At 39.0% G+C, this 26,873-nt stretch carries 22 protein-coding genes and 1 pseudogene; 8 read left to right on the top strand and 15 right to left on the bottom strand.

What is annotated here, in order from left to right:
• The first annotated feature begins 354 nt into the window (after positions 1–354).
• Complete coding sequence (locus JF50_RS13615; protein ID WP_039609977.1) at positions 355–942, top strand: hypothetical protein; 588 nt, start codon at positions 355–357, stop codon at positions 940–942.
• Between the two features lie 85 nt (positions 943–1,027).
• Here the strand turns inward: JF50_RS13615 and JF50_RS13610 are convergent, their stop codons facing one another.
• A complete protein-coding gene (locus JF50_RS13610) occupies positions 1,028–1,525 on the bottom strand; it encodes an RrF2 family transcriptional regulator (protein WP_039609976.1) in 498 nt (165 codons plus the stop codon).
• Positions 1,526–1,754: 229 nt separating this feature from the next.
• On the opposite strand from JF50_RS13610, the gene JF50_RS26100 reads away from it, so the two are divergent.
• Positions 1,755–2,714 carry a cytochrome b gene (locus JF50_RS26100; protein WP_052262295.1) on the top strand — a complete coding sequence of 320 codons (960 nt, stop codon included), beginning with the start codon at positions 1,755–1,757 and terminating at the stop codon, positions 2,712–2,714.
• 200 nt (positions 2,715–2,914) lie between these two features.
• Positions 2,915–3,610, top strand: coding sequence for a hypothetical protein (locus JF50_RS13600; RefSeq protein WP_039609975.1), 696 nt, complete (start codon positions 2,915–2,917; stop codon positions 3,608–3,610).
• Positions 3,611–3,910: 300 nt separating this feature from the next.
• Here the strand turns inward: JF50_RS13600 and JF50_RS26960 are convergent, their stop codons facing one another.
• The 8 genes from JF50_RS26960 to JF50_RS13560 all read right to left on the bottom strand — a co-directional run bounded on the left by JF50_RS26960 (position 3,911) and on the right by JF50_RS13560 (position 13,470).
• Positions 3,911–5,473, bottom strand: a complete 1,563-nt coding sequence (locus JF50_RS26960; protein ID WP_052262294.1) for a fibrinogen-like YCDxxxxGGGW domain-containing protein — start codon at positions 5,471–5,473, stop codon at positions 3,911–3,913.
• 3 nt (positions 5,474–5,476) lie between these two features.
• The gene (locus tag JF50_RS13590) at positions 5,477–5,728 is read right to left on the bottom strand and encodes a hypothetical protein (protein WP_039609974.1); all 252 of its coding nucleotides are present in this window, start codon (positions 5,726–5,728) and stop codon (positions 5,477–5,479) included.
• A 172-nt stretch (positions 5,729–5,900) separates the two neighbouring features.
• On the bottom strand, positions 5,901–6,977 hold the full coding sequence (locus JF50_RS13585) for a sensor histidine kinase (protein WP_160290477.1): 1,077 nt from the start codon (positions 6,975–6,977) through the stop codon (positions 5,901–5,903).
• A gap of 212 nt (positions 6,978–7,189) precedes the next feature.
• Positions 7,190–8,515, bottom strand: a complete 1,326-nt coding sequence (locus JF50_RS13580) for a sigma-54-dependent transcriptional regulator (protein WP_039609972.1) — start codon at positions 8,513–8,515, stop codon at positions 7,190–7,192.
• A gap of 59 nt (positions 8,516–8,574) precedes the next feature.
• Positions 8,575–11,016 carry an ABC transporter permease gene (locus JF50_RS13575; RefSeq protein WP_039609971.1) on the bottom strand — a complete coding sequence of 814 codons (2,442 nt, stop codon included), beginning with the start codon at positions 11,014–11,016 and terminating at the stop codon, positions 8,575–8,577.
• On the bottom strand, positions 11,013–11,735 hold the full coding sequence (locus JF50_RS13570; RefSeq protein ID WP_039609970.1) for an ABC transporter ATP-binding protein: 723 nt from the start codon (positions 11,733–11,735) through the stop codon (positions 11,013–11,015). Before JF50_RS13570 ends, JF50_RS13575 begins: the two co-directional genes overlap by 4 nt.
• A gap of 12 nt (positions 11,736–11,747) precedes the next feature.
• A complete protein-coding gene (locus JF50_RS13565; protein ID WP_039609969.1) occupies positions 11,748–13,001 on the bottom strand; it encodes an efflux RND transporter periplasmic adaptor subunit in 1,254 nt (417 codons plus the stop codon).
• Positions 13,002–13,242: 241 nt separating this feature from the next.
• Positions 13,243–13,470, bottom strand: a complete 228-nt coding sequence (locus JF50_RS13560) for a hypothetical protein (RefSeq protein WP_152614542.1) — start codon at positions 13,468–13,470, stop codon at positions 13,243–13,245.
• A 610-nt stretch (positions 13,471–14,080) separates the two neighbouring features.
• On the opposite strand from JF50_RS13560, the gene thrS reads away from it, so the two are divergent.
• A complete protein-coding gene (thrS, locus tag JF50_RS13555) occupies positions 14,081–15,352 on the top strand; it encodes a threonine--tRNA ligase (protein WP_052262293.1) in 1,272 nt (423 codons plus the stop codon).
• Between the two features lie 93 nt (positions 15,353–15,445).
• Here thrS and JF50_RS13550 read toward each other — a convergent pair whose 3' ends face one another.
• Positions 15,446–16,468 carry a DUF2235 domain-containing protein gene (locus JF50_RS13550; protein ID WP_052262292.1) on the bottom strand — a complete coding sequence of 341 codons (1,023 nt, stop codon included), beginning with the start codon at positions 16,466–16,468 and terminating at the stop codon, positions 15,446–15,448.
• Between the two features lie 201 nt (positions 16,469–16,669).
• Positions 16,670–16,975, bottom strand: a complete 306-nt coding sequence (locus JF50_RS13545; protein WP_039610178.1) for a DUF1330 domain-containing protein — start codon at positions 16,973–16,975, stop codon at positions 16,670–16,672.
• Between the two features lie 187 nt (positions 16,976–17,162).
• Here JF50_RS13545 and JF50_RS13540 point away from each other — a divergent pair, with 187 nt between their 5' ends.
• Positions 17,163–17,741 (top strand): nucleoside deaminase, encoded by a 579-nt coding sequence (locus JF50_RS13540; protein WP_039609967.1) that lies wholly within the window; start codon positions 17,163–17,165, stop codon positions 17,739–17,741.
• Positions 17,742–18,186: 445 nt separating this feature from the next.
• Here the strand turns inward: JF50_RS13540 and JF50_RS13530 are convergent, their stop codons facing one another.
• A complete protein-coding gene (locus JF50_RS13530) occupies positions 18,187–18,651 on the bottom strand; it encodes a DUF6265 family protein (RefSeq protein WP_039609965.1) in 465 nt (154 codons plus the stop codon).
• An 82-nt stretch (positions 18,652–18,733) separates the two neighbouring features.
• Positions 18,734–19,063, bottom strand: a complete 330-nt coding sequence (locus JF50_RS27545) for a hypothetical protein (protein WP_039609964.1) — start codon at positions 19,061–19,063, stop codon at positions 18,734–18,736.
• Positions 19,064–20,329: 1,266 nt separating this feature from the next.
• Here JF50_RS27545 and JF50_RS13515 point away from each other — a divergent pair.
• Positions 20,330–21,787, top strand: coding sequence for a glycosyl hydrolase family 18 protein (locus JF50_RS13515; RefSeq protein WP_052262291.1), 1,458 nt, complete (start codon positions 20,330–20,332; stop codon positions 21,785–21,787).
• Between the two features lie 452 nt (positions 21,788–22,239).
• Positions 22,240–22,530: a hypothetical protein gene (locus tag JF50_RS13510; RefSeq protein WP_039609962.1), complete on the top strand. Its 291-nt coding sequence runs from the start codon at positions 22,240–22,242 to the stop codon at positions 22,528–22,530.
• Positions 22,531–23,183: 653 nt separating this feature from the next.
• Here JF50_RS13510 and JF50_RS27895 read toward each other — a convergent pair.
• Positions 23,184–23,366: a transposase gene (locus tag JF50_RS27895; RefSeq protein ID WP_080760237.1), complete on the bottom strand. Its 183-nt coding sequence runs from the start codon at positions 23,364–23,366 to the stop codon at positions 23,184–23,186.
• 1,093 nt (positions 23,367–24,459) lie between these two features.
• Between JF50_RS27895 and JF50_RS13505 the strand changes: the two genes are divergently transcribed.
• Positions 24,460–24,678, top strand: a complete 219-nt coding sequence (locus tag JF50_RS13505; RefSeq protein ID WP_039609961.1) for a hypothetical protein — start codon at positions 24,460–24,462, stop codon at positions 24,676–24,678.
• 1,113 nt (positions 24,679–25,791) lie between these two features.
• Here JF50_RS13505 and JF50_RS13495 read toward each other — a convergent pair.
• Positions 25,792–26,755, bottom strand: a pseudogene (locus JF50_RS13495) (transposase).
• Between the last annotated feature and the right edge of the window lie 118 nt (positions 26,756–26,873).

The raw sequence follows: 26,873 nt of genomic DNA, 5'->3' as shown, positions 1-26,873 counted from the left end.
CTTTTTCGCCCTAAGCGATTAACCTGCTTTTCAGCAGTAATGTGTTTTGGTGCTTAAATCTCAACTTTTTAACACTAGCACTTAAGATTCTTGCTACATGTCACCAAAAAACTAAAAAGTGCACGTAAAAATAAGTACTATGTAGGCTTAATCACTTTGCTTTGCTCCAATGTAAGATAAAAGCCTGATCACAAAACACTGTCTACACGGTATACTCAATAAAAATGACAAATAACAAGATAAACAATAAGGTAAAAAATAGTATTGGTACTTTCACTGCAAGCTTTCAACGTGATAAATAGACAAAAGCACAGCTGGGCAATACTTGACCAAAGAACGAATGAGAATTAAAAAGTGGACCCATTAGAAAAACTGACTGAAAGAAACAAGAAATACGAAAAAATAAAACGAAAAGAGCGAATAGAAGTTGTAAAACATTTACCGCTTATCGCTGTTTTTATCATTATTTATTTATCAATTTATGTGTATTTGGGTATTGATAACTACAAACCCAATACAGAGAGTTTATTGGGAATGTCTAAACAAGTATGGCTTTTTTCCATGATAATAAGCGGTGGTTTCTGCGTGATATTCTTTGTTGGCAGTTTAGCTTCGATACTTTGGTTCTTCCTCATATCTAAGCATATTAAAGTCAAACATTTACCTCTTAAGGCAGTTTTTATTCCGTTACTTTCTTTCATCTTAAGCTTGGTTTGTTTTATGCTTGGTCACTACCTCGACCAACTCATCCATGATAACTCATCGTCAATTGCAAAAATGATGAGGTTTGGTTATGAAACAACGCCACTTTTAATCGCTTTGCCAATCAATATATTTATCGCAGGGATCGCGTTAATGTTGTTTAAAACGCTAATATCAATAGCTTCTTTTCCATTTGGTGCCAAAAAGCATGCAGAAAAGATTATCGCACTCAATAAATAACTGGCAATTCATTTTATCAACGCACAATAAAACTTTACATTGTGTAGTCTAATCAACATACAGACTACACAATGTATATCATACTCTACGCCACGTCTGTGGCATGTTGCTCAAGCCACACACTAATACCTTGTTTACGACTATTTGTGGCTTCGTTTGCCCCCGCTGCAACAAGATCAGTTAGCAGCACTTTTCCTAGGGAATGCCTGTACTGGGCCTCTGCTCGAGCAAAAGCAGAAGCAATGTGGCATGGGCCTACGCACTCTTTTTCTGAAGCGCCACAAGGTCCATTTTGCCTTACTTCTGTACATCGAAAACTCGGGGCTGTCCCTTCAACTGACGCAGTGATGTCCCAAAGTGAGATCAAGTCCGCACTTTTTGCCAAGCGGTATCCCCCTTTAGCACCTCGGTGAGTCAGTACAATACCTGCACGGCTAAGCGCCTGTAACTGTTTAGCTAAATAAGGTGCAGGCACACCTAAAAACTCTGCAAGAGACTCTTTTGACAATGCACGTTTAGGTGGCAATAGCGCCAAAATAGCGCAAGCATGCGCAACCCACTCTACCCCTTTTCCAATCTTCATTAATGCTCCTATTTACTTACAATCTTAATTCAGATATATTTTGTCCGAATTAAGATTTACCGGTACACAGTGATAATTATCATCACTTTGCTCCAGTAATAGCTGATGCTGCCCGGTCAAAGTCAGCATCAACCTTATAGACTATCTACAATTCTGGCCATTGTATTTCAGTAAAATTATCGAGTCGAACCATTTACTCCGATGCAAACCAGAAGTTTTAAGGAACACCATGATCTTATTGATAATTGTATCGAGTGTTATATCAGTCATCGCGCTGTTATCTATGATATTTGGCGAAGCGATTCAAGATTTATCGGAACGTCTACCTGGCCATGGCGAAAGTATCATTTCACTGACAATCATACTTAGTTCACTCTTTACCGCGTGGTTTATCAATCACCGTCTGCCAAAAATTAGGGTCTTTGGCACTTTACTCGCTTCTACGGGTTGTTTGGCTATGGCATGCTGGTTTTTCTTATTTATTATCAATACTGGCTTTCTTAGCAACCCCAAACCCTATGATACGCCGCTAGATGCCTTCAAACCGACGCTTTTATGGCTCCAGTGCACCTTCGCACTTATTGCTGGCATTGGCTTGCTTTGTATCGCCTTCAAACAAAGCCGCTCCTGTACACCTTTGCCTTTAAACAATACAAATGACGACGTCAAATATGGGCTAGTTGCAAGAGTACTGCACTGGACAACAGCATTTTTATTTATTTTGATGATACCTCTGGGTATTTTTTCGACCATGATCCCTGAAGGAACCCCCTACCGCATTGAGTATTATGTCGTGCACAAAACCATAGGTGTATTGATTTTTATATTGGTCATTATTCGACTTGCATGGAAGCTTTACAGCCACCAGCCAAAACCAGCACCAGGGCTAAGCACCTTCGAACGTTTTCTTTCAACTGCTGTTCATGCTGTGCTGTATTTCTTATTGCTCGCTATTCCTATCTCTGGATTCATCATGACCAGTTATTTTGGGGCACCCACCTACCTGTTTGGCTGGGAACTACAACCTCTTTGGCAATCTAGTGAGCGTGGTGTGGTTATTTGGGGGGTGATACACAAGTATTTATTACCCTATTTAATCTACCTTGTTCTAGGCGCACATATTTTAGGTGCACTCAAACACTTTTTATTTGATAAACACACCAAGGTGCTCAACAAAATCCTCGGATAATCAATCAGGCAATACAATCGCTCTTGATGAAAACTGAAATAATCAAAGCCCTATGATGCAATGATTAGGGCCCTTCAATTTTTCACGATGAAAAATGACCATAAAGCCTCCTAATTCACCAATAAATAGCTAATTGATTAATATATTATTAATCTTGTACAAAGCATACTATTTAGAATAACTATAATCTTTGGAACAAAATGAAATATTTAGCCGCTTTTTTGGGCACACTGCTGTTATCAGGGTGCACTACGAGTTCAAATCACAGGCCTACCGACTATCAAGTGAAAACCAATACGCCACAACCGAGCAGCAGCCTATTTTCAAGTGACACACCGGTTATGAATGATGAAGAAATCGAACGCGCACTTGCACACACTATTTCTTTTGCAAAGGTCAATCGTATCGCAATCGTTAACTTAACGCGTAAAGATAACTCATCAAAAAGTAATTTCGTTCAAATAAACAGTGATTTGGTGGTCCATTTTATTGGTAGACTCGAAAGCTCTCACAGAGTCTACGATGCGTCATTTATGCCCACCCTCTTATTACCAGAACAAAAAACAGTGCCATTTTTGAGAGAAGCAGCGGCACGTTACCAAGCGGACCTTATTTTAGTGTACAAAAGTAGCTGTGATAATTTCAAACAATGGAACGTATTTGAAAAAGACCGTACACGCGCATCTTGCACCACAGAGGCAGTCCTAATAGATACCAGAACAGGCGTTGTGCCATTTACAATCACATCTACAAAGCGATATACAGCCAATCGCAATGCAAGCGATTTAAGCTTCTATGAAACCATTAAACATGCTGAGGTAAAAGCGATTAATGACGGATTAAGTGACATCGCCACCAAACTTAAAGCATTTATAGAAGCAACGCCAACGCTGTAGACGATAAGCGACTCATTTGAATTGAATAAATTTAAAAACGTAATTAGTGAGTGGATTTATCGTAATCATGTATAACGAGAAACTGTCTTGTTGACAACCTCTCGTTATTTCTTAAATCGCGATGTTACCTATCTATTAAGTTAAAAACACGCTGGCTCTGATACCACATAAAGACACACATGAAAAAGTATTTCAGGAAAAAGATAATTCAATAATGAATAGTCTCGCCTTTCATGTTATTCACATAATAAATGGGGCATAACAGTGCCCCATTTATTGAGCTCAATCCGCTAGTTTAAATTATCTAAACCATAATAATGCCCAACGGGTGCCATTGGAGTTAGAGCCATTACATTGACCCGAACCTGTACCGCCGCTCGCAGTACCCAGTGCAACCCAACATGCTGTGTTATGTACATTGCGTTGCCAACCAACCACAGTTGCGTTTTTATAGCTTGCACTGGTAACACATGATTCATGTTTAGGATCATAATTTGTTATAGAAGTTGAGCAGCTTGGGATCAATTGTCCGCTCGTGTATTGTGCCTGCTGCTCTTCATATGCCCAAGATCGACGAATAGTCTCAACGTCACCACCGTTTAAATCAATCGCATAAACACTATTACATCCAGAAGATGAGCAACCAGACTGCTCTCTTACCGCACTAAACTCAGAGACATCCCCTTTATATATACCAGTTAAACTCGGATTGTTAGGTGTAGTATCAGGTGAGTTTGCATATTGTGTTAAATATGCTTTTCCACCAGGAGTTGACTTTGAATACGTGCCAACGAGTGTCCAACCGCCGCCGTCAGTTTCCATGTCACAATACGCTTCAAAAGGGTCAGTGCCCACATCCTGACCGTCCGGGTCAATAACATATACACCAGATGTAGAACTCGGATTATTCGCTAAAATTGCCTTACAGGTCGTGCCATCTTGACCAAGTACTTTTCTATTAATCACATCCAGTTCAGCCCTTTGTTGGTTTACTAGTGCAACTAAGCTGTTAATCTGATTTTGTAACTCATTGCGCGTAATGGTGTCTCTTGAATCCGCATACTCTTTGGTTACCAAGTGATTATTTTGCGTTGGTGTATCTGCAATCGCATTGCCTACAACTTCTAACGCCGCACTCGGACTTGTAGTACCCACACCAACACTCACCGTTGTAGTCACTGTGTTACTGCCATCGGTCCAGTGAGTTGTGCCAGCCTCCCCTTTTAGCCCCTGTGGTCCAGTAATACCCTGTGGTCCTTGGATACCTTGTAATCCCTGTAAGCCTTGAGGGCCAATTTGACCGTCAATGCCAGGGATGCCTGGTTCGCCTTGCGGACCTGTAAGCCCCTGTACTCCTTGAATACCTTGCTCACCCTGCTCGCCTTTAAATTCTTGCCACTTGACGCCATCACATATCAAAATTTGATGCAGGTCAGCTGAGTAATACATCACGCCTTCGTGGCTTTGTAGACACTCTACAGGCGCAACACCCATTGGCTTTAATCGTAATGCGCCTCTGATTTCAGTATTACCATCATTGATATACGGATAATCGGTTAAGACTGCGCTTTGTGTTACTGACACATTATCAAAATAAACAGCTGAAGAGGATGAACTCATATTTGAAAGCTCTATCTGGACGCTTGCCCCAGATGCTATCAATGCTTGATGTGATATATCAGGGGTAAAACTGCCCGTTACATTGGTAAATGTGCCTTGAGCAGGGCTCCCCGAAATAGACACTGGAATGTAGCTACCATCAACTCGTAAACCCACTGCGTAGCTGCCAAAATTAATTTGATGGCTTTGTCCAACCGCAAAGCTGATTGTGTACTCATGACTTGCGCGAAGTGGGACACCCAAATCTTACGTTAGTATCCCGCCCTGATTGGCAAATCCAACGTTTTCTATGCCAGCTTCATTTGTAAACTGGGTTATTTCTGGGTTCACTATGCCAGCCGAATTTATTGCATTCCAGCCACTGACTTGATTAAGCACTTGACCTTCATTCAAAACATCAACATCAAAGCCATTATTTATCGTAAGTTCTTGCGCGCTGACTTGGCTAGATAAAATTGCCGCAGCAACCAATGTTAGAGAAGCTTTATTTTTATACACTCTGTTATAATTCCATTTTATTAAATTAAAAGAAGTTTAACCGTCTAGTTATACCTAGTAAATAAACCAATATTATTAATAAATTTTGATTATTATATTCTTATAAATTTCTCAGAAAATACATTTCAAGTAGAATAAAAAACCGCCTTTACAACTCTTTTTAAAAAACTGGCTATTTAATCATATTTGGTAGCTCAATTTTTGCGACAGCGCCATGATTATCAACTCTACTCGTTAACGTTAACTCCCCACCTTGCGCACGAATAATTTCTCGGCTGAGTACCAAGCCAATGCCGTTGCCCTGCTCTTTTGTAGAGTAAAACGGCGTAAACAAATTATCTGTATTAGTCACTCCCTCTCCTCTATCTATAACTTCAATGCAACTGTATGCTTCAGTGAGCCTGATCACTAATTCAATTTTGGTTGCCCCTGTTACCTCATTGGCCTGTTCCGCATTTTTAACTAGGTTAATTAACGCTTGCTCTAACTGCTCTAAATCACAATACAGATCAAGTTCTTGCCCAAGTTTCTGTTGTATATGTACATTAGGAAACAATGCCTTTAAGCGCTGCTGAAGCTCTGTAGACGCGATAAAATGCTTTGTAGGCGCTGGTAATTGAGATAACTTTGAATAACTAGCAACGAAACCAAGTAAATGCTCCGCGCGCCTTTCAATCACGCCCAACATAGTGTGTTTTAAGTCACTATTCGAGTCACCCGGCAGTGCTTTTAGAGACTGTGCCATCGAATAAATTGGCGTGAGCGAATTTCTCACTTCATGGTTTAAAACCCGTACCAGCTTTTGCCATGCTTGCTGTTCATTTTTTCTTAATTGTTGCTCAATAGACACATACACCATCAACTTATATTGCCTTTTCCCCCTGAGTAGCGCATGTTCAACCACTTTGAAACGCGTGTTCTCTGATATCGTTTGCCAGCGCCCATTTGCCTTTTCAAGCGCAAGCTGTGCAGTATTAAACCCAGTAATATGAACACCTTGATAAAATCGTCCAGCTGCGGTGTTGTAATGATAAACCTGACAATGATGATCGAGCACCACAATAGGTAAATCAAGCTCGTTGATAAAATCAAAAATAAATGACTCGTTTTGAGCATATTCTTGACGCTTGTGTTTCATTCGCCAAGCAATAGATTTAAGCTCTGCTTTAATACAGGCAACTCGTCCAGCTTGATAACATGCCAATTGCCAAATTGTAAATTCATCATTGGCTAAACTATCCAGTTGCATCGAAACACCATCTAGGCATGCAAACACCCATCTGTAAGCTTTATAAAGCGCAAACAGACTCGGTAACAAAACCACTAATATAAGTGTTAAAAACTCCAAGCCACCCAATGATAAAGAGAGAGAAATCGCGATACTCTGGAATATCAGAAAACAAATAGGCACACTGAACAGGAAAATTAACTGTCTTTCGAGCGATGTCGGCAACATTGTGGTTATTCACCCTTGATTGGAATGTTAAATTTATCAATCCGACGATAGATCGCCGACTTACTCAACCCTAAAAATGCGCCTGCTTGAGCGACATTACCATCAAAATGATTAATCGCTTGGTGGATCAACTTTTGCTCTGCTTGCTCTAATGACATCAGCGGTAAATGACTTACTTGGGTGCTATCTACTTGTTGTATTTGAATGTCTTGCGCGGTGATCGTATCAGAGTCTGCCATAATCACCGCACGCTCTAAGACATGGGAAAGCTCTCGAATATTGCCAGGCCAATGATAACCTTTGAGCTTATCATATGCTTGCTCACTCAAAGTCCGAGCAGTTAGGCCATACTTTTTGGTGTGATTAGCTAAAAACCGCTCTGAAAACGCTTGCAACTCATCTAAACGCGACCGTAGAGGCGGTAACTCAATCACTAATGTATTGAGCCTAAATAATAAATCTTTTCTGAACCGCCCTTCGTTTATGAGCCTATCAAGATCAGCATTGGTTGCTGATATGACTCTCGCATTGCTGCGCTTAGATTTAGAACAACCTACCTCTTCATATTCACCACTTTCCAACACACGCAAAAGTTTTGCCTGCAGCGATGTTGGTAAGCATCCGATTTCATCTAAAAATAAGCTTGAGCCATTTGCTAGAGTAAATCGACCAACGCGATGCGCCTTGGCATCTGTAAAAGCCCCTTTTTTATGTCCAAATAGTTCACTTTCAAACAGATTATCAGGTATAGCAGCCATGTTGACACTCACCATCTCAAGTGCGGATCGCTGACTATTTTGGTGAATATATTGCGCCAATAAGCTTTTACCTGTGCCGTTTTCGCCGGTGATCAGTATATTTGCATCCGTCTTTGCTATACGCTTAGCTTTTTCTAACAGTAATGTGCTATTAGCACCAAATGCCCAAAACGTTTCAAGACCTTCGTGACGCACGGTAGGAAATGTAATATGGCTGTTTACCGCTTCGAGTAACCTTTGATTTTTCCAAGGCTTTTCGATGAAGTCGCAAGCGCCCTTTTGCATTGCTTGAACAGCTAACTCTATTTTTGCCCAAGCGGTGATCACTATCACAGGAACATTCAAGTTACGCTCTACCAATTTAGATAAAAACGCCAACCCTTCCTGTCCAGAAGTGGTATCTTGGCTAAAGTTCATATCCAATAAAATCAGATCCACTTTATCTTTAGCCAAACAGGTCAAAGCCGAATTTGGATGATCTGCCTCTAGGCATTGAAAACCATGGCTTTCAAGCACGATACGCGCACTCAAACGAACATCGATAAGATCATCAACAATTAATACTGTTTTCATATTGCCTTTCTAATTTTTATTTTTGGGCTAAAACTGAATGTATTAGCCCATCATACTCTTTACTCTTGGCGAAGCGATGCCATTGGCTTTGAGCCTATTATTTTGCTCATTGGATATAAAGTCGCAAACAGTGCAAATAATATAATCCCCGCACATACCGCTGTTAGCCAGATGGAATTGAACATCATATAATCACTTACATGCTCAATGACCTTTCGATAGCTTGATATACAGACTAATATTGCCAATATAAATGCACTGAATAACGGCAGTATAGTGTCTTTAAACAACTGCTTATACAAACTTTTACGTTTTGCACCTAAGGCCATTCGGATCCCAAGTTCATAGCGGCGCAAGCCTAAGTTGTAACTAAGCACTCCATAAATACCCACTCCAGCGAGCGATAAAGTAAACACCGCGAGTAAAATTGATAAATTACGTGTCATACGCTCCATATGTGTCATCATGCCATATTCATGGTGTATATCTGTGAGTCGCCAAACGCCTGTGCGCAGATCAATAGTCCTGCCCGCCTGAAATACTAATTCGCGACTCAAACTTTTTCCATCTTCCATTTTGACGACATAAGGAAAAGAATATGGCTGAGCAGCAAACCAGAATTGGCGTCCTTGGTGAGTACCGAAAGAGTTAGGGTGATTAAAGTTTTCCGTGACACCCACCACTTCTACAGGGTTATCGGGGTCGAAACTGATAAACGTCTCTCCGACTAAACTACCGCCAGGTTTAAGTAAGTCATTAACCGCTTTTGAAACCAAAAACTCATGTTTTTCACCACGAATTGCGGCTTCACTAAATGTCCGTCCCTCAATGATTTTTAGGCCCGTGACATCAAAGTAATCTCTACCAACCCATGCTTGCGGAGTAAACACACTCTCCTTCCCTGACATATCCGTCACTGTGGTTGAACGCACATTCATTTCAACAGGGCTTCCTCCATGTGCCACCTTCTCAACGCCCTCTATATTATTAAGGGCCTCCTTGAAAGCGTTTATATATGGGTAACGTTCAGGAATACTTTCTTCCATATTCTGTATAAAAAACTGGACCGTATAAAGGTTTTCAGTGTCGCTGCCAAGTGGCCGATTAAGTGTTTCTAGGCTTTTGCTTAAGACCATGGTTGCACTAATGACTAGCCCTGTTGCTAAAAATAGTTGAAAGCCAACCATAAATTGTATTGTGCGAGCACTAACCTGATTCACCGCTCCTTTGCCTGAAGATTGGATTTGCATACGTAACTTGTTAAAGTTAATCAGTCGGCTCGTAATAAATGCAAATAAAGTAGACAGTAAGAAGCAAGCCAGTAATGCACTTATCATCACTGTCATATCAAGAGACAGCGCTGAAATTAAAGGAAGAAACCCTTCACTTATAGAGACAAACAGTTTGATACCCCATGCAGCTAAAAACAATGCCACCAGCACAGACGCAATCATTAATATGCTTGTTTCTAATAAAATACTTTGAAACAGTACACGTTGTTTAGCCCCTAATACAGCTTGAAGCGCTAATTGCTTATGTTTGACAACCGCTCTTGAGATAAACAGATTACTCACATTTAATAATGCGATGCACAATAACCCAGTGACACCTGCCAATAGTAAAATTGCTAAATTATCATTGTCACCTAGTTCCGCCTCACGGAAACTCGTTACAATGGGTTTCAAATCAATTAAACTTGGAAAACCCTCTTTCCACTGCGCTTTAACTTGTTGAATAGATTGATAGAGATGTGCTTTTGCGCTGTCATGTGTTACGCCGTGCTTTAAGACTCCCACCAACTTCAATGAGCGATATAGGCTTGACCACGGACTGCGGTTTTCTGCACGAAAGTAGCGTGAATCTGAAGAAAAGTTAAACCACACTTTTGCTTTACCATCATTAAACATAAATGGATCTACAAATTCTTTTGCAACAACACCGACAACTTTAAATGATTGTACTTGCAGCCCTTCAATTTGTAAGCTTTGTCCTATCACAGATTCGTCACCATCGAAATAACGTTGCCAAAATGCATAAGAGATAAGCATCTCTTGAACTTTATCTTCAAACGTCGAAGCGGGTATCATGTGACGACCTAATTCTAGCGGTACTTTAAATAGCTCATAATATTCACTTGTTGCGTAGGTCACATCTATTTTTGGCTGACCTGGCAGGCTTTTTACAATACGTTGAGATGTACTCACTGCCGCCGCTTTATCAAAAACTTGCTGGGTGTTATACCAGTGCTCTATCGATTGAAAACTTTGATAACCGGCGCTGTTTTTATCCGCGTAAATATTATCTTGCTCGACAATGACTAAGCGAGATTCACTCTCAACTTTAAGCGGCTTAATAAAGTAGCTACTAAACAAACTCATGACGACAAAAAAGCATGCCAGTGTCAGTGACAACGTCAAAATAATCGCGATTGAAAACCCTTTTGCTTGGCGCAAAGAGTTCACTGCTAATTTTAACTGATGTGCGAAACGGGTAATATTCATGCCATCTCCCTTGACGCTTTGATAACCGAATCATTAGATTGCAATACTGCACCATCAAGCAATTTTATATGCCTTTTCGCATATCCGGCATATCGGGGGTCATGGGTTACCATACAAATCGTTGTTCCTTGTTGATTCAGAGACTCTAAAATGGCCATCACCGCATCACCATTTTTAGAATCTAAGTTACCTGTAGGTTCATCGACGAGTAAAATACTTGGCTCACCTGCCAACGCGCGAGCAATCGCAACTCGCTGTTGCTGACCGCCCGATAATTGATTCGGTTTATGATTTGCTCTGTGCTCAATCTCTACTTGGCTCAAAGCACGATTGACTCGTGTTTCGATATCTGCGTAGCTTAAAGGTTGCTCTCGATAGATAAGTGGTAATGCAACATTGTCAAATACAGAGAGCTCATCAATCAAATTAAATGACTGAAAAATAAAGCCGATATGAAGGTTACGAAGCTCTGCAAGTGTATCTGCATCTAAGCTCTGCGTATCCACCCCCTCTACTTTATAAATGCCTTCAGTTATGTCATCTAGCAAACCCATCAGGCTAAGGAGTGTTGATTTACCACAACCTGAAGGCCCACTGATAGAAACGTAATCACCTTTGTGAATACTCAAATTAATATTAGTAAGTGCGTGAGTCTCTACATTTTCAGTAAAATATACCTTCGAGACATTTCTAAGTTCGAGGACTGGTGTACTAGCCATAGTGGTTCCTTATTATTGTGTTATTGTTATTTGTGCGAGGTGTTTAAAATCAGACATATCCGAGATGACAACGTGCTCGCCGGCTTTTACACCAGATCGTATTTCGATGGCGTTGCCTGCGAGTGTACCAAACTCGATTGGGGTTTTAACTAGTTGATTTGTTTTTAAATTGAGGACAAACAGAGAAGCGACGCTACGCTCAGCAATATAGCTTGGTCTTTGTAAAGAAAGGGCTGCTTGCTTTGTGTCAGTGATAACACGGCCCTCAATAGAAAGTGCGGGTCTCGCATTATCAGGTAAAGCCCCTGTTAGCTCTAATTCAATGGCAATGCGCCCATCTCTAACAACAGGATCAATACGATTTACTCGCGCTTCAACCTCGCCACTAAATGTATTGATAATCCCTATCTGACCTTCTTGCACCCTACTCGCTTGCTTTTCAGGAACCTGAAGATCTGCCAATAAAGATAACTCACTGCCGACCAATGCCAAGGGTGCGCCTACTTGAACAGATTGTCCCTGTTCCACATTGACTTCCTGAAGCATCCCCTTAATGCCTGCTCGCACGTGTAGTTTTTCGACATCGGCTTTGGCTGCTGCGTAACTGAGTTCTACTTCACGCGTTAACTCATGCTCTATTTGTAACCGTTGCGCATGCAGTGCTTTGGTTTGTATGAGCTGCTGCTGTGCTAATTTTACGCGAGCGTCGAGTTGGCTCACCTCAAGTTGCGAGCGCTTATGGTCAAGTGCAGATACGATCCCTGTCTCAATTAATTTACCTTCAGCTTCTTCACGGTTTTGTGCATTGGAAAGTTCACTTTTAAGCAGTGTAAGTTGGCCCTGCTGGGCCAAAAGTGCATTATGTTGACTGAGTTTTAAGGCTTCAAAGCTGGCCTTTTGTCTGGCTAACGCAAGCCGGCTACGATTTAAAAGTTGCACTAACTCCGGGTTTGAGAGCAGCATAATGATGGTATCTGATTGCACACGGCTACCAGGCAGATGGTAAATTTCTTCCACTTGAGAGCGATGGGTGGCCGTAATAAAGCGGCTTTGTTTAGAGCGTAGCTTACCGAAACCAGATACCGACAATTTCAGCTTGCCGCTTTGAACCTCAGCAACGACGAAGTCGTGTAAATCTAGTCTATTCCCATCAAAATTAATAAAAGTCAAAGCAATAAAAATAGCAAAAACGCTTATGCTGAGAGCAATTTTTTTTAATGAAAGTGTATGCTTTTTATTATTGGCAAGTGAATCTTTGATATCCATACTCAGTCTCGATAATTATTTTTACTTATCAAGGCCAAATACATGCCAAAATTAACTATATGATTTTGTTGTCAATTTATTAAACCAAGCGACACTACTTTCCCACTTTCGGGAAGCTCACGTCATTTTTGGGAATGAAATGTAAGCAGGTTAATCCAGTATAAAAGTGCAATATGTAATGCCATATTTATCAAACTCACATTGCACTGTTTGGATTTAATTAAGCAGGTAATAAAGTAGCTCAGTATCTAGTAACTCTCGGGGCACCGCCTTCATAAATACACTTTCTCGCATAGTGGTTAATTTGAGTGTTACCAGATACATAAACGCTCCAACTATTTCCATATCTTGGGTTATGACATGAAACTCGGGCATGATCAGCAGTCATGCTAGGCTGAGCATTAAGCGTCTCAACGTTACCAATTGTGAGTATAGCCAATGAAATAATTAAGATTTTATTTAACATCATTAGTTTCCTTATATTTATTGTGTTTTAAGCAAAGAGTGTCATGAACACTCGCGTGGCTAAATGCCTTAAACACTATATTCATATTATAAAAAAATTAACAAACAAAAATTTAAATGCTATATATGCAAAAATCTCATCATGAAAATTTTAAAATCAGAATTTACTTACCCCAAATAATAAGCAGCTGCTTTATAGGAATGGCTTTAGCCACCTTTCATAGACGAGACAAACAACACAAACGGTAACCCCTTGAAATATATTCAAAAGCCAACAAATCGAATTAATTACGGCTCAACTCATGATGAAACCATGCTTTTTTATTAGAATGAGATATGTTCTTGTTTTTTAGAAAAAGAAAATTATTTTATGTTAATTATGGTGGAATACCTTATCAAAATCAGCATTAATTAAGTTGTTATTTGCAATAATTTAAATTAGGTATATTAAAAGCCAAACATTATTTAAAAACTTATATCTATTGACATTTAAAACACAAAAAGAATAGACTCGGAACATATAAAATAAATTATCTATCAAATGAAAATTACTCTCTTTGTTTTACAAGTAACCACCACCACGACAACCACTTAATTGTCGTGTTGGCATTCATTTGATTGAAAAAAGCTGGCATGAACTGCCAGCTTTTTTTTATTTGCTCAGCTCATGTCACACATTTAAATTAACGAAAAATGAGACAAAAATGATTAATGAGCATAGACAAATAGGTAAACAACTACAGCTTTTTGATATGTCGAGCAGTGCGTCAGGTATGGTCGACTGGTACCCGAAAGGATATCAGCTATATCGACGTATTCAATCTTATGTTCGTACTATGCAGCTAAAATACGGGTATCATGAAGTCAATAGCCCTGTTCTAGCCAATCAAGATATTTGGCACACTTCAGGACACAGCGACAAGTACCAGCAGAACATGTTCCACCTTCATGAGCATAACTTAGCGGTTAGACCAATGAGTTGCCCCTTTCATATCAATATATTTAATAGTCTTGTAAAGTCATACAAACAACTGCCCTATCGTATTGCCGAGTTTGGTCTTTGTCACCGCAATGAGGCATCAGGCTCACTCAATGGTCTTTTCCGACTTCGCGCTTTTAACCAGGATGATGGTCATATATTTTGTCGAAAAGGCCAGATTAAAAATGAACTCAAGCAATTTTGTAATATGTTATTTGAAATGTATGCACACTTTGGTTTTCAGAAAGAAAAAATAAAGATAAAAATCTCGCTACGTCCAGACAACAAAATCGGCTCTGATGCCCTGTGGGACGAACTAGAACAGTATCTCAAAAGCGGTTTAGATGAGCTCAACTTATCCTATCAACTTGTGCCTGGAGATGGGGCTTTTTACGGCGCAAAAGTCGAGTTTACACTAGAGGATTCATTAAACAGGGAATGGCAATGTGGCACATTTCAGTTAGACTTTTTCTTAGCCGAAAAATTTGGCTGTACTTACCTAAATGAATCTGCTGCTCCTGAGCACCCGGTGATCTTACACCGCGCAGTGCTTGGCTCAATAGAACGCTTCATTGCCATTTTATTAGAGCATTACAACGGACGATTACCCATAGAATTTAACCCTAATGCAATTATATTGCTGCCAATCAGTCAACAGCATTTAAACTACTGCTACTCGCTGCACAACAAACTCATTTCAATGGGTATCGCCTGCAACATTGATAATTCAGATAATAGCATCAGCTATCGAGTAAGAGCATCTTACAAGCAAAAATGTAACTACTGCATTGTTATCGGAGATCAGGAGCAAAACAATAATATGCTCACGTTAAAGGATAAGAAATCTGCTTACTCTGTTCATTTAAATGATCTGACACCATTTCTTTTACACCATAAAGTACATTAACTCTTATCAAACAGTCAGGCTTTTGCTAATAAAGCCTGACCATTCGGCTGACATAACCTAGAGATGGCATGGCATGTTAAAGGTTTAATTTAACTAGTTTAGTTTTTCAATTAACTTATCTTCGAGCTTTTCCATAAACTCTATAGCGTTGTTTGGTTGATAATTATCACTGTCAGTTATTCGTTTATAAACACTCTCATGTAAGGACTCATTGGTACGTTTTCCAACACCAAGCTTGCGTACGCGTTCTGTGATCTTGTATAGCCAGCTCATTGAATCTCGGTACTCATCTAAGTGATACGGCCGATAATATGACAAAAACTTCTCATTAAAAGTTAATCCATGCTCTTTGGCACGATCTTTTATCCAATGTAGTGAGATATTAGCTAAGCCATCTTGCGAATATCCGCCACCTACATTGCTATGGCTACCCGCAAACCACTTCTGTTCTAAAGTTTGATTGGAGCCCTCTGGTAGCGTCCAAATAGCCGGTTTAAATGGGCCACGTTTTTCATCAATTGCTAAAGCATGATATGCATGCTCGATGTTTTCAGTTAGACTCACATCGTGAAAGCGATATCGACCATTAATAAAGTCAAAGTCAAAAGGTACACCTAACGCACCGACCGTATCCCACACTCCAACAAACTTAATAGACACATCCGTGCAGTTATGCTCAGATTTAAATGCCGCAACTTTGCTATCTGGTGCTGTATTGCGGTAAAGCCTGTAGGCTTCAGGCATATAAAAAGCATGATCTTTTGGCAACAATCCAATTTTGTTAATAAGACCTATCACACTGCGAATTGTATAAGCGCCGCGACTAAAGCCAAAACCATATATCTCATCGCCTGGCTGATAGTTTAAAACCAAAAATTGATAAGCACGTAATACATTTTGCGACAAGCCCAAACCAAATCCGCCACCTAAGATTTTGTCCATCCCCCAATGTGTACCAACACCTTCACTGTAATAAACAACTTGATGCACTCCGTCAGGACATACAGGGTCAACCCCTCTGGCAAGTTTAACAACATTGGTTGGCTTTCTTTTTCCTCGATCATATTGCGCAGGTTTATTCCAAGTTCCGTCCATACACAACACCAATCTTTTCATCTTTTATCCTTGTAAATCAGCACGATTAAAGTAGTCGGTAAGATACAATTAAACTCATGTACAAAAAAGGGCAAACTTCACCTTTACTTTAAATAAAAGTAAATGATAGATGAGATTTTAAGCAGCCCCTCTTTTTCATAATATAAATATTGTTTAATCTAGCCAAAGCGCATATTTAAGATACGACCTTAGCCAATACAGCTAATTTATTTCGTATCCTCTTATTATCGTGAAGCTGCCTACAGAGGGAGAAAAATATTGCGCTTTTATAGCTTGATATTCAGGGTCGTCGAAGAATGCGCTCATGATATTTTTATTGGGGAAACGAATGGTGAATACACGATTTATTTTGTCTTCAACTTCGCTCTTGAGTACCTCTGAAACACGAAAATCATATCCGAATTCTCCGCCCATAGCCGTTAAAATAGGTTTCATTGCTGCACGATACTCGCTGTAAACTACATCATCAATGACCTCTAAGCCAACTAACATTTCATATTTTGACATGACACACTCCTTTTTATTATTCATGTCATGTTGAGATAAGTTCCGTATGAATACAAGCCTTATCATTACTCTTTTCATTACAAAGAACGGTATTGTCATAGAAAACATTTAATTCGTATCCAAGCTTCACAATTGCTCCTTATTGTTCTTTTATATAAGAGACAGTTGTACTTTTTTGGATAAAAACATGATACCTGCTCTGTTCAATCGTGATACTGAAGTCAGTGACACCACGCTTAATGTAATCGCTCATATGCCCACCCTCAGTTTATCAACACTCCTTAGCAAGGACTTTAATCAAAAACTGACGGACAAAGACTACATGAGAATTGCGGCTTTGCTCGCCAAGAAAAGCTATGACGAAGGTGGTTGCCCGATTGGGGCTGTTATTGTCAATGACAAAACAAAGCAAATCGTTGGCAAAGGCCACAATACACTTGTTCAAGAATCTCACCCTTACAACCACGGTGAAACATCGGCAATTCGAGATGCGGGTAGAATCGACTTTTCTCATACGACTTTATATACCAGCCTCAGCCCGTGCGATGTATGCGCAACCTTGCTGTATATGCGCGGCTTTCATAGAGTTGTTGTTGGTGATATCACCAACGCAAGTGGGAATGAAGACTTATTAAGAGAAAAAGGATTGGTTGTCGATATACTTGAAGACGACATGGGTGTAAACCAGTACGCTCAGTATAGAAAAGAGAAGCCCGACCAAGACCTAGAAGACTGGCAAGGTATTGCTGCCCTCTCGAAACCTTAATACACGATGTAAAGCAGCTCCCAAGGGGGCTCAAGATCACAAAAAAATAAAAATCGTCTCGGTGATAAAGTCATATAGTTGATGAAATCACCGAGCGCGCCAGAACCGTCTAACTGGATTTTATACAGGTTAATGCACGGTTTCAGTATTTTCTGAGAGCACTCAACTGGGGTTATCGACGCAAAGAGCGTTAATTGCGTATGTCTCTTTAGATACACATCACCAGCCCTGTAAGCAAATAAACGGTAAGACAATTTTGCTCCACGTCGAATGAACGTGACTCAACCTTTTACCGACTCACCAAAGTTTAAAAAGTAAGACTCATGAGCAATATAAAATACAATGCGTGTCTGTTATTATCAGCGTGACCCCAGTGTATACCTTACACTTTGCCTTTCGTCAAAACTCGCTTTAATATATCATTACAAACTGTGCACTCAATATATCAATTACTTATAAAATCTATTGAAAAGCCTTTACCATTATCTCCTGATACTGAGACCTTCATTTTATTATTTGCAAATCTTTGATAACGCAGCTTTTTTGGAAAGTCATGCTTTGAATTTTCAAACACATGAGTGTCAGCAGTACAATAGGTTAGCTTAAAGGCAACGGGCAATTCATTACTGGAAACTTTTGCAATATAAAAGACCTCACCAGACATCTCGACGAGCCTTAAGGTTTCCTTACTGACAATTTTATCTTTCTTGATTGAATACGTTTGGCCACTGCCTTCAAAAGTTTGATTACTTATTTTTTCCCAAGATTCATCTATTTTTAGCTTACTGTTGTGGGCGCTCCAATTACCAAGCAACCAAGCCAAAGACTCCAGCGAATCACATGTTTTTGTCTGTGCCTGTGTGTGATAAGCGAAACACAATAGTGTGACTAAACTAACCACTTTAAACATAAATACAACTCCTTTTGTCATACGCATTAAGATACTTAACTGAGCAGCATACAATATGTCACTTATTCACCGAATTTCCCACTCACGGCTTGCTATCACTGGACCTTTGCAATATTTCGGCAATTGCGGCCTCTATGTTTTTGGTGTTTTCCGCTTTTTCAATAATCGGAATTACCCAGTCACAATTCAGCTGACGTAAAGTCGCTCGCCAATCATGCCAAAAAGTTCCATCAATCTTATCTAAATTATCCAGACCAAATGTCGAAGATGCGCCCCAGCGTGCTATCGATGGCATACTGCGATTATTGCATTCAGCACCAAATACAAACGGTCTTTGTAAATTATCAGGTTGAATACCGAAGTATAAGTCTGCTTTTTCAATCGGATCTGATACTTTTGAAATAATTTTCATAAACCTTATTTGCCTGTTCAAACACTAGTCGGGCTCTACAACCGCACAAAACACAACATAACGATACATTAGTAGTATTAAAATGAAGTGTAAGCATATTTTTTAAATTAAAAAGTCACGTCACTTTTATTACAACGTCAACCTTACCATTTATGTTTTAGTATCCATAAAGCTAATCAGCATAACGTTTATACCTGTTTCTTAAGATAATTTTAAAACACGTGCAACTTAGTTTCCCTCTTTGATGCTTTTTATATTCTAGCTTTATCCTCATTTTAAAACAGATCGCTCATTGTAAACGCAAGCTCATAGTAGTAATACAAAATAATAATGATAGATATTACAGACAATACGCGAGACATATATGCAAAGAACCTGTACTTTGTATTAAAAGCACATTGCCATAATCCACAAGCCACCCAAACTTGCCAAACTGTAACAAAAGGCATCCAAGCAAATAGATATGCAGAGCTTTCAATCGTTGACATGACATCCGTAAGGATATTTAATACCATACTCAAGAAAATAAAATGAACCCAAAACACTTCCCATAGCTTCGTTTTTCCAGTGAAATTATTCTTAATTACGTTCATCACTGTATTACAATTATTACTTCGAAACAATCGAGGAACATACAACAAAAACTGTATATTTCATTCCTTAACTACATAAATATACATTTTAAAAATAGTGTTAAAAAAAACTAACCACCCCGTTTAATAGCCTATAGTATATACCATGTTATCAAAGAGATGACTGTGTGTTTTTATTTATACGAAAAAAAAGCATGCTTATTTAGCGTTTTTACAATACATCGAGGTCTTTGAGTCACTTCTCTAACTTGTCAAGTTTTCCCTTAGACTTGAAAATCAATAACTCCCATAGAGATGCTAAAAATACTAAATATAAGCCCTAAGAGATGGCTAAAAGAGCTGTTTTCCGCAGCACAATGAACGCATATACCATTTGAATATATAAGTAAACATTGACTTTATGAGTCCTTGTTTGCGCTATCTCATTTTATTAATGTAAAACATCACAACGTAGCCATTTACGCGCCATCACTTTGCCAAAAGCGATGCCAACCCGTCCCTTTAATGAATAATTTATTCGACCATAGTTCAACTTGGCAAATCCAAATGTATAAAATATTCTCAAAAAGCTGATTCACAGAGCGGTTAATGTCAGCACAGTCAATCTAAAAGAACTTGGCGCAACGTGCTTTTATTTTGTGTTCTGCCGAGTAAAACATGTAAAGGGACAATTATGAAAATATATAAATTCAGAAACACAGGTCTATTTAGCCTGATGCTGATGTCAGCGACTCATTCCACTTTGGCTCAAACACAGTATCAGGAGTTTACAGGCGCTCATCAGCCATTTAAGCAAACCAGTGATAAAGTGGTTGGCACATACATTGCGAATTGGTCTAACCCAAGCTCCATTGATGATGTACCTGGCGATAACTTAACGCATATCCTATACGCATTTCTCAGGGCATGCGGACCTGGGCAACTGCCCAATGATCAAGCTGTATGCGCCAATAAGCCCGATTATGTACTTGCAGAGGACAGTTCGACTATAGACAAAGAGTTTGCAGCCAAATTTTCACAGTTAAAGCGAAAGTACCCTCACCTAACAATCCTCCCTTCGGTTGGAGGCTGGGGCGGCTCAGACACATTTCCTCCCATGGCTAAAGACCCACAAGCCAGGCAGGTATTTGTTCAATCAGTTGTAGATTACTTGCGGACGCACCAAGCTTTTGACGGCATTGATATAGATTGGGAATGGCCAAATACACCCGCTGAAGGCGGACATTATGCTGACCTAATGCAGGATTTAAGAACTGCATTCGATGCCTTGGAGGTAGAGTTAGGTAGGAAATACTCGATCACAAGTGCAATAGGAACACATTCCAATAATGTTAAAAACATAGATTACGAGCGCGCAGCACCCTACCTTGATCATATATTTTTAATGACCTATGACTTTTTTGGCGGGTGGTCAAAAAGTAACATTGGTCACCACACCTCTTTGGATGCACACAGTGAAAATATGGCGGCCCATGGTGTCATTCAAGGTGTGCAAAACTTACTGAACAAAAGCGTTCCGGCAAATAAGTTGGTTGTTGGCGTGGCCAAATACGCTCGCGGTTTTGACGGGGTCAGCCTGAGCAGCTCAGGTACACATATCGGAGGCAGTGCAACAGGACTATTCCCAAAAGCTATTCAGCCATGGGATGAGGAGGGTGTTGGTACATACAGGCGTATCGTCGAAGAAGTCATAGGACAAAATGGGCAAGGCATTAATGGATTTACTGTCCGTTATGATGCAGACTGCGATTGTCACTATGCATGGCGAGAAAGTGATGCTGCGTTTGTCGGTTTTGATCACCCAGCCAGCGTTATTAAAAAAGCGCAATATGTTCTAAACAACAACCTAGGTGGCATTTTTGCTTGGGAATACGCCCAAGATAATGGCGATATTCTCAGCGCTATGAATTACGGTGTCGGAAATCAATGGCTAGGCAACTCGAATCCTGGCGATGGCGTTGGGGTGTGCAAAGGAATTGCCAATTGGCACGCCGCAGATGTCTATCTAAAAGGCGATCAAGTACACATAGATAATCGGTTATATGAAGCAAAATGGTACACAAATAACCAGCACCCTGCGCAATACTCTGGCAAATGGCAAGTTTGGCAATTTATTAGCGCATGTCAATAATTGGTAGGTTTGAAAGCCCTCTTTAGTTGGGCTTTTATCATAAAATATAATATTAAAGTAATATTATATTTTTATTTCTACTCATTGGGCTCATCAAATTAGTTTTCATAACTCCCCTCTCAGAAGACCCAGATAATAGTCGCATCGTTATGTCTATAAAAACATGACAACCCTTTGGTCCTAATAATTTATTCAACCAAAACTTAAAATATTAAATTTGCAAATAAACAACCTAAATAATAAAAAGTAAAACCAATGCATTAAATTACAAAAACCAATTTAGTTACATTATAAAACTGATTGAGTTATAATTTAAAATACTTAATTTTAAAATCTTTTTCTCATTGAGAATATAAAAACTACCAGTCTATTAGAAACAAGAAAAATTCACTTATGCAGTCGATGCATATGCCAGAAGTAAAATTAATGCCTCAGGGCCTAATGCGCGTGTAGTGACTAAAAAATCAGTGGGCCGAGACAAATCTACAATTACAATTACATTTAGCATACCTCAATACTCAGCAGATGGTCAGAAGTTAGAGAGATACATAAAGGCATTCGGGCAAAGCTCAAGAACCGGATCACTAACTCTATCTTTTACTGAAGATTATAATCAGACATTTACTATATCTGGTTGGGCAATAGTGACCGATGAAAATAGCAACAGTGATTTCCAACGTTTTGAGGAAAAACTACAGGTAACAGGGACAGGCTCAGCGAATGAAGAACGAGCTTGCTATTAATTTTCCCAGCAAACCTGAACGCCAAAGACAGTTGGCTAACTATTCAAAATTCAAATTAGCCGACTGTTTTTCGGCTTCAAACTGTGCACCCTAAAGCTAATACAGACACTTTTTTATTACTGCTAAGTTAAGCTAAAAGCTTAGGCAAATTAAGTTAGAAAAAGTAAGTAAAGTACAGCGTTAAAGCCTTGTTGATCAAATAGCTCTTTCCTATTGGCCCTGTTATTTTTACTGATATTCAGGCATACCTAACCTGTTCATCTTGGCTTTTATCATCACTTCTGCGTGTTGGCTATTGAAGGTGCGGCATTTTAAGTGTCACCCGCTTGTTATTTAAAACGATAAACGTTCGTTTCAGCCAATAAACGATCATAATAGCCAGGCGTTTCTTTTCATTACTTTAAACCAAGTTGATACATTAATATTATGGCGCTGTTTTTCGGATGACCTTTCTCCCAATATTGGATGCTTTCCTAGGGGTCTAAGGCACCTATAGCCCCAATTTCACCTTAGCAATCATGCGTATCATAAGCTCCATCACTGATTAATCGGTTATCATTTCCGCTTAGTGCCCGCAGTCGATCACCTAATACTTATCAATTACATTCACCATTAATAGCTCTGCACTGACAATGTCATGACCAATTGCTCAATCAGCATTTTCGAACATGCAACTTGCCATTGCCATTGCCATTGCCATAAACTTTTAGGTCAGTGCTATCGATAACAAATTCAGTAATCCCTTGAGTTGTGAGCTTGGACCGGTACTGAAGGTTAAGCTGCTTTCCTCGTTTACACAGGCAGCTGTAATCAATTGACTGGATAGATGCATCCATTAAAGTACTCGAAGTGACACATTAAAAACAGACCAAAATGTCAGCCAAGTTTCAATTACAAAGTCAGAACGAATTTTCGACATACAACTTGCCATTGCCATAAACTTTTAGGTCAGTGATATCGATAACAAATTCAGTAATCCCTTGTGTTGTGGGCTTGGACCGGTACTGAAGGTTAAGCTGCTTTCCTCGTTTACACAGGCAGCTGTAACCAATTGACTGGATAGATGCATCCCTTAAAGTACTCGAAGTGGCACATTAAAAACAGACTGAAATGTCAGGCAAGCTTCAATTACAAAGTCAGAATATATATTTGAACAGCCACGCCCTCCTGCTTGTCAGTTGTTAAATCGTTTCATCACTGAGCCAAATAGCAGTATTGCCACATTGCATCAATGCACGATTAATAGCAGGCCAATTTTTAATTTTCTTTGTCATCATTGCTTTGATTGCGTTAAGTTTTTTGATCTCGCACAAGGCTGGAAGTTCAATTATTTAGGGAACAAAGCCACATCAAGCCAGAAAAATTTCACAAACGGTTTTTGTTCTTTAGTGTGTATTGCTTGAAACATGTAATTGTCTTAGTAAGGTGTTTTATATAGACGTATCTTAATTTTAGGGTAGTTATTTTCTCACTTTGAGCTTTTAATTTCATTATTTTTTAAAAACGGGAGTGTTTTTTATTATTTTTTTAATTTATTTAGGTCTTTGATTTGACGTCTCCATATTTATACATTGTTAAATCATAGACTTGAAATTTAGTTTTTAGATTTTTTAAATTTTCTTTAAAAGTACTTTTTGTTTTTCTTGATATGTTTATAATTTATTTAAAGAAACTTAAAAATCGCCAGCAAATTTTCATTGTATACATTTTATTCTGTGGAAAAATATTCTTATGGGATTTTTATAAAAAGCAAGATTTTTTAACGGAGTTTTATTGGAAACCTTTGTTAAAAATAAGGGCGGCTGACTTTAGTCAACTTTAGACGGGGCGCTAAAGTCAGCCTATTTAAATGCTTACTCTCACTTTGAGAATGAGCACAACACCGACAACTCATGCAAAAGTTAAGTCGGTTTAATAGAGTATAGCATTATGCGTGAATTAAATGTAAGAGAGGTTCAACAAGTAAGTGGTGGTGATGCTTTGCGAGGTTTTAATTGGGGAGCCGCGATAGGTACTGTTGGCGGAGCTGTTTGGACTGGTTCATCAGCCGGAGCAACAAGAGGGGGAGTTATTGGAGGGGCGCTTGGCTTCTCCTTTGGCTTCGGTTATGGTGTTGGTACAGTGCTTTATAAGTTTGCAACAAGATAAGACTTGATTGTAACGTAAAATAAAATTCATCTGGATTATTTCATATAATCCAGATCTTAATTGGAAGTGGTTAAGATGAGTGAACAAAGTATTGTATGGTTATTAGTTTTTATATCTTTTTTAAACTTTGCCATAAGCCTTAATTTTATAAACTCTAATTTTGGTTTTTCGATTTTTCTATTTTCTGGTGGTTGGTTTTTTTTATTTTTATCTAGCAACCCAAGGATTTTGCTATCTAAAAATGTACAAGAAATTGATAGGTTAATCCCTGATATGAAAGGAGTCGGATACCTTTTTATATCTGTATTTTTTTTGATTTTAAACTTTATTTATTACTTGGTATGATGCCCAAATTCAACTCATAAGGGTCTTATTTTCTAAATGATTGAACTTCTACCCCTTTATATGATCAGATCAAAAACTATAACGTAATCAAGGTGCTGTTATTCAATAAACTCAAATCAAGTCTAAATGGTATGATTAAAGCCAATTGGAGGCTAAAATCAATGAAAGGCAATTGGACAGGCACATTTTATAAACGAAATAAAATCAATCGGAAAAATCAATCGAAATCAATCGAAATCAATCGGACAGACACATTTTAAAAACGATAATCGTAATATGCTCTTTTAATGTCATTTCAATTAAGTTTAACATGACCAAATTATATTCTAATACAAGCGCTTTGATCTCAGGGTGTTTCTTTTTCTCTATAGATTTACTTGCCAGTTAAATCTATCTTTTATTTTAACTCTTCAATGCACGAAGCCGTATCGTGCAGAAACCTATGATGTCTATAACTTTTCTATTTTTTAGCTAATTTTATCCAACAGCCCGACTTTGAAGAACTGACATTAGGACTTAACAATTCAATATCAAGAGTTGCGTTGGTGGCTTGTGAAGTGTCATATTGGCCATGAATGTGGTTTAGATATGGACAGGCACATTTTAAACAAGCACTGTCATTGGACCCACACTTTTCCAAAGTAAGACATTCACCTTTGAAAAGCGGCTACAAGGCATCTGATATTAAAGATACATTTAGGTTATGAATAGTTTAATTTTAATAAATTATAGGAGTAGAAATTTGAAGGAACTTTAAACTAAGTTTTACTAGCCAACGCCCTTATACCAGCTTACATCATTTTTAGCTGCATGCACTCTTAATACGGTTTTCGAGCCAGCAAAATTGCCATAGTGGTTTCCAAAATTTTGGATCCTATCCAGCCAGGTCGCTTCTTCAATTCTTAGTAAAACAAGTATATCCTGCACATTCTTCGGTATGTGCCCCTTCTTTTTGGGGTGAATATGACGACCTGTCCAATCAACTAACTCTAGGTAATCTAACAACGAAAAAGGCAATGTATTTTCATGCTCTCTTGTACCAAACGGTTTTAGTAATTTAGGCTGTTTTATTTGGTGCAAAGCTTCATTATTTTGAAGATGCTTTATGCGCTCTTGAATCGATGTAAAGTCGCTGTCCTCTAGCTTATTAGACTTGTTTGCTCTAATTGGGTTTAAATCTACATAGGCCATACAACTGAGCAATGACGGTTTCATCTAACAAAGCTTGTGATTTGTATCTACCTTCCCAATATTTTCCCCTGCAGTTGCCTTCTTTGTTTGCCTTCTTGGCAATGAATTCATTGAGGTTTTTCATATACCAGCTGATGTCATACAGCCGAGTTCGCCACTTTTCAACTAACTCAGATACCAGTAACTGCTCTGCCTCACTGAGGGTACCCCCGTCCAAGAATCTATCAATGATTGGATTACCCTTGTATAACCTATGCCATCTTGATATCACCTCGTTATCTGACCAACTAAGTGCTTGCCGTCTATTCACTTTCACGACCAAATGATAGTGATTACTCATAATTGCATACGCAGCTATTTCAATGGCAAATAAGCTACTTAACAACTTTATCCGCTCTACCAACCACGTTCGTCTATGGTCAAAGTTTTTACCTGTATACTTATCCTCTCCACACAAAAAAGCACGGCGTACACACCGTGCTATTAAGTGGTAATAAGACGTTGACGATAAATCAATAAGTGCTTTTCTTGCTCTGGTCATTCCTTTAACCTCATATCAAAACTGGATATTTAAACAGTGGTTAAGTAACTTGGTTTAAGCAATCAATTTGTGTCTGTCCCATATTACTTTTGAACAATTAGTGTCTGTCCCATACTCT

Origin of the sequence: Pseudoalteromonas luteoviolacea (genome assembly GCF_000814765.1) — a bacterium.
Classification (GTDB): Bacteria; Pseudomonadota; Gammaproteobacteria; order Enterobacterales; family Alteromonadaceae; genus Pseudoalteromonas; species Pseudoalteromonas luteoviolacea_H.
This window is presented reverse-complemented; position numbering and strand designations above follow the sequence as displayed.

Coding starts and splice junctions, on each gene's coding strand:
- JF50_RS13550 (WP_052262292.1), bottom strand. CDS start 16,468: ATGAAAAGATTGGTGTTGTGTATGGACGGAACTTGGAATAAACCTGCG.
- JF50_RS13545 (WP_039610178.1), bottom strand. CDS start 16,975: ATGTCAAAATATGAAATGTTAGTTGGCTTAGAGGTCATTGATGATGTA.
- JF50_RS13580 (WP_039609972.1), bottom strand. CDS start 8,515: ATGAAAACAGTATTAATTGTTGATGATCTTATCGATGTTCGTTTGAGT.
- JF50_RS26100 (WP_052262295.1), top strand. CDS start 1,755: ATGATCTTATTGATAATTGTATCGAGTGTTATATCAGTCATCGCGCTG.
- JF50_RS13610 (WP_039609976.1), bottom strand. CDS start 1,525: ATGAAGATTGGAAAAGGGGTAGAGTGGGTTGCGCATGCTTGCGCTATT.
- JF50_RS27545 (WP_039609964.1), bottom strand. CDS start 19,063: ATGAAAATTATTTCAAAAGTATCAGATCCGATTGAAAAAGCAGACTTA.
- JF50_RS13530 (WP_039609965.1), bottom strand. CDS start 18,651: ATGTTTAAAGTGGTTAGTTTAGTCACACTATTGTGTTTCGCTTATCAC.
- JF50_RS13560 (WP_152614542.1), bottom strand. CDS start 13,470: ATGATGTTAAATAAAATCTTAATTATTTCATTGGCTATACTCACAATT.
- JF50_RS13585 (WP_160290477.1), bottom strand. CDS start 6,977: ATGCAACTGGATAGTTTAGCCAATGATGAATTTACAATTTGGCAATTG.
- JF50_RS13540 (WP_039609967.1), top strand. CDS start 17,163: ATGATACCTGCTCTGTTCAATCGTGATACTGAAGTCAGTGACACCACG.
- JF50_RS13505 (WP_039609961.1), top strand. CDS start 24,460: ATGCGTGAATTAAATGTAAGAGAGGTTCAACAAGTAAGTGGTGGTGAT.
- JF50_RS13515 (WP_052262291.1), top strand. CDS start 20,330: ATGAAAATATATAAATTCAGAAACACAGGTCTATTTAGCCTGATGCTG.
- JF50_RS13565 (WP_039609969.1), bottom strand. CDS start 13,001: ATGGATATCAAAGATTCACTTGCCAATAATAAAAAGCATACACTTTCA.
- JF50_RS13575 (WP_039609971.1), bottom strand. CDS start 11,016: ATGAATATTACCCGTTTCGCACATCAGTTAAAATTAGCAGTGAACTCT.
- JF50_RS13570 (WP_039609970.1), bottom strand. CDS start 11,735: ATGGCTAGTACACCAGTCCTCGAACTTAGAAATGTCTCGAAGGTATAT.
- JF50_RS27895 (WP_080760237.1), bottom strand. CDS start 23,366: ATGGATGCATCTATCCAGTCAATTGATTACAGCTGCCTGTGTAAACGA.
- JF50_RS13600 (WP_039609975.1), top strand. CDS start 2,915: ATGAAATATTTAGCCGCTTTTTTGGGCACACTGCTGTTATCAGGGTGC.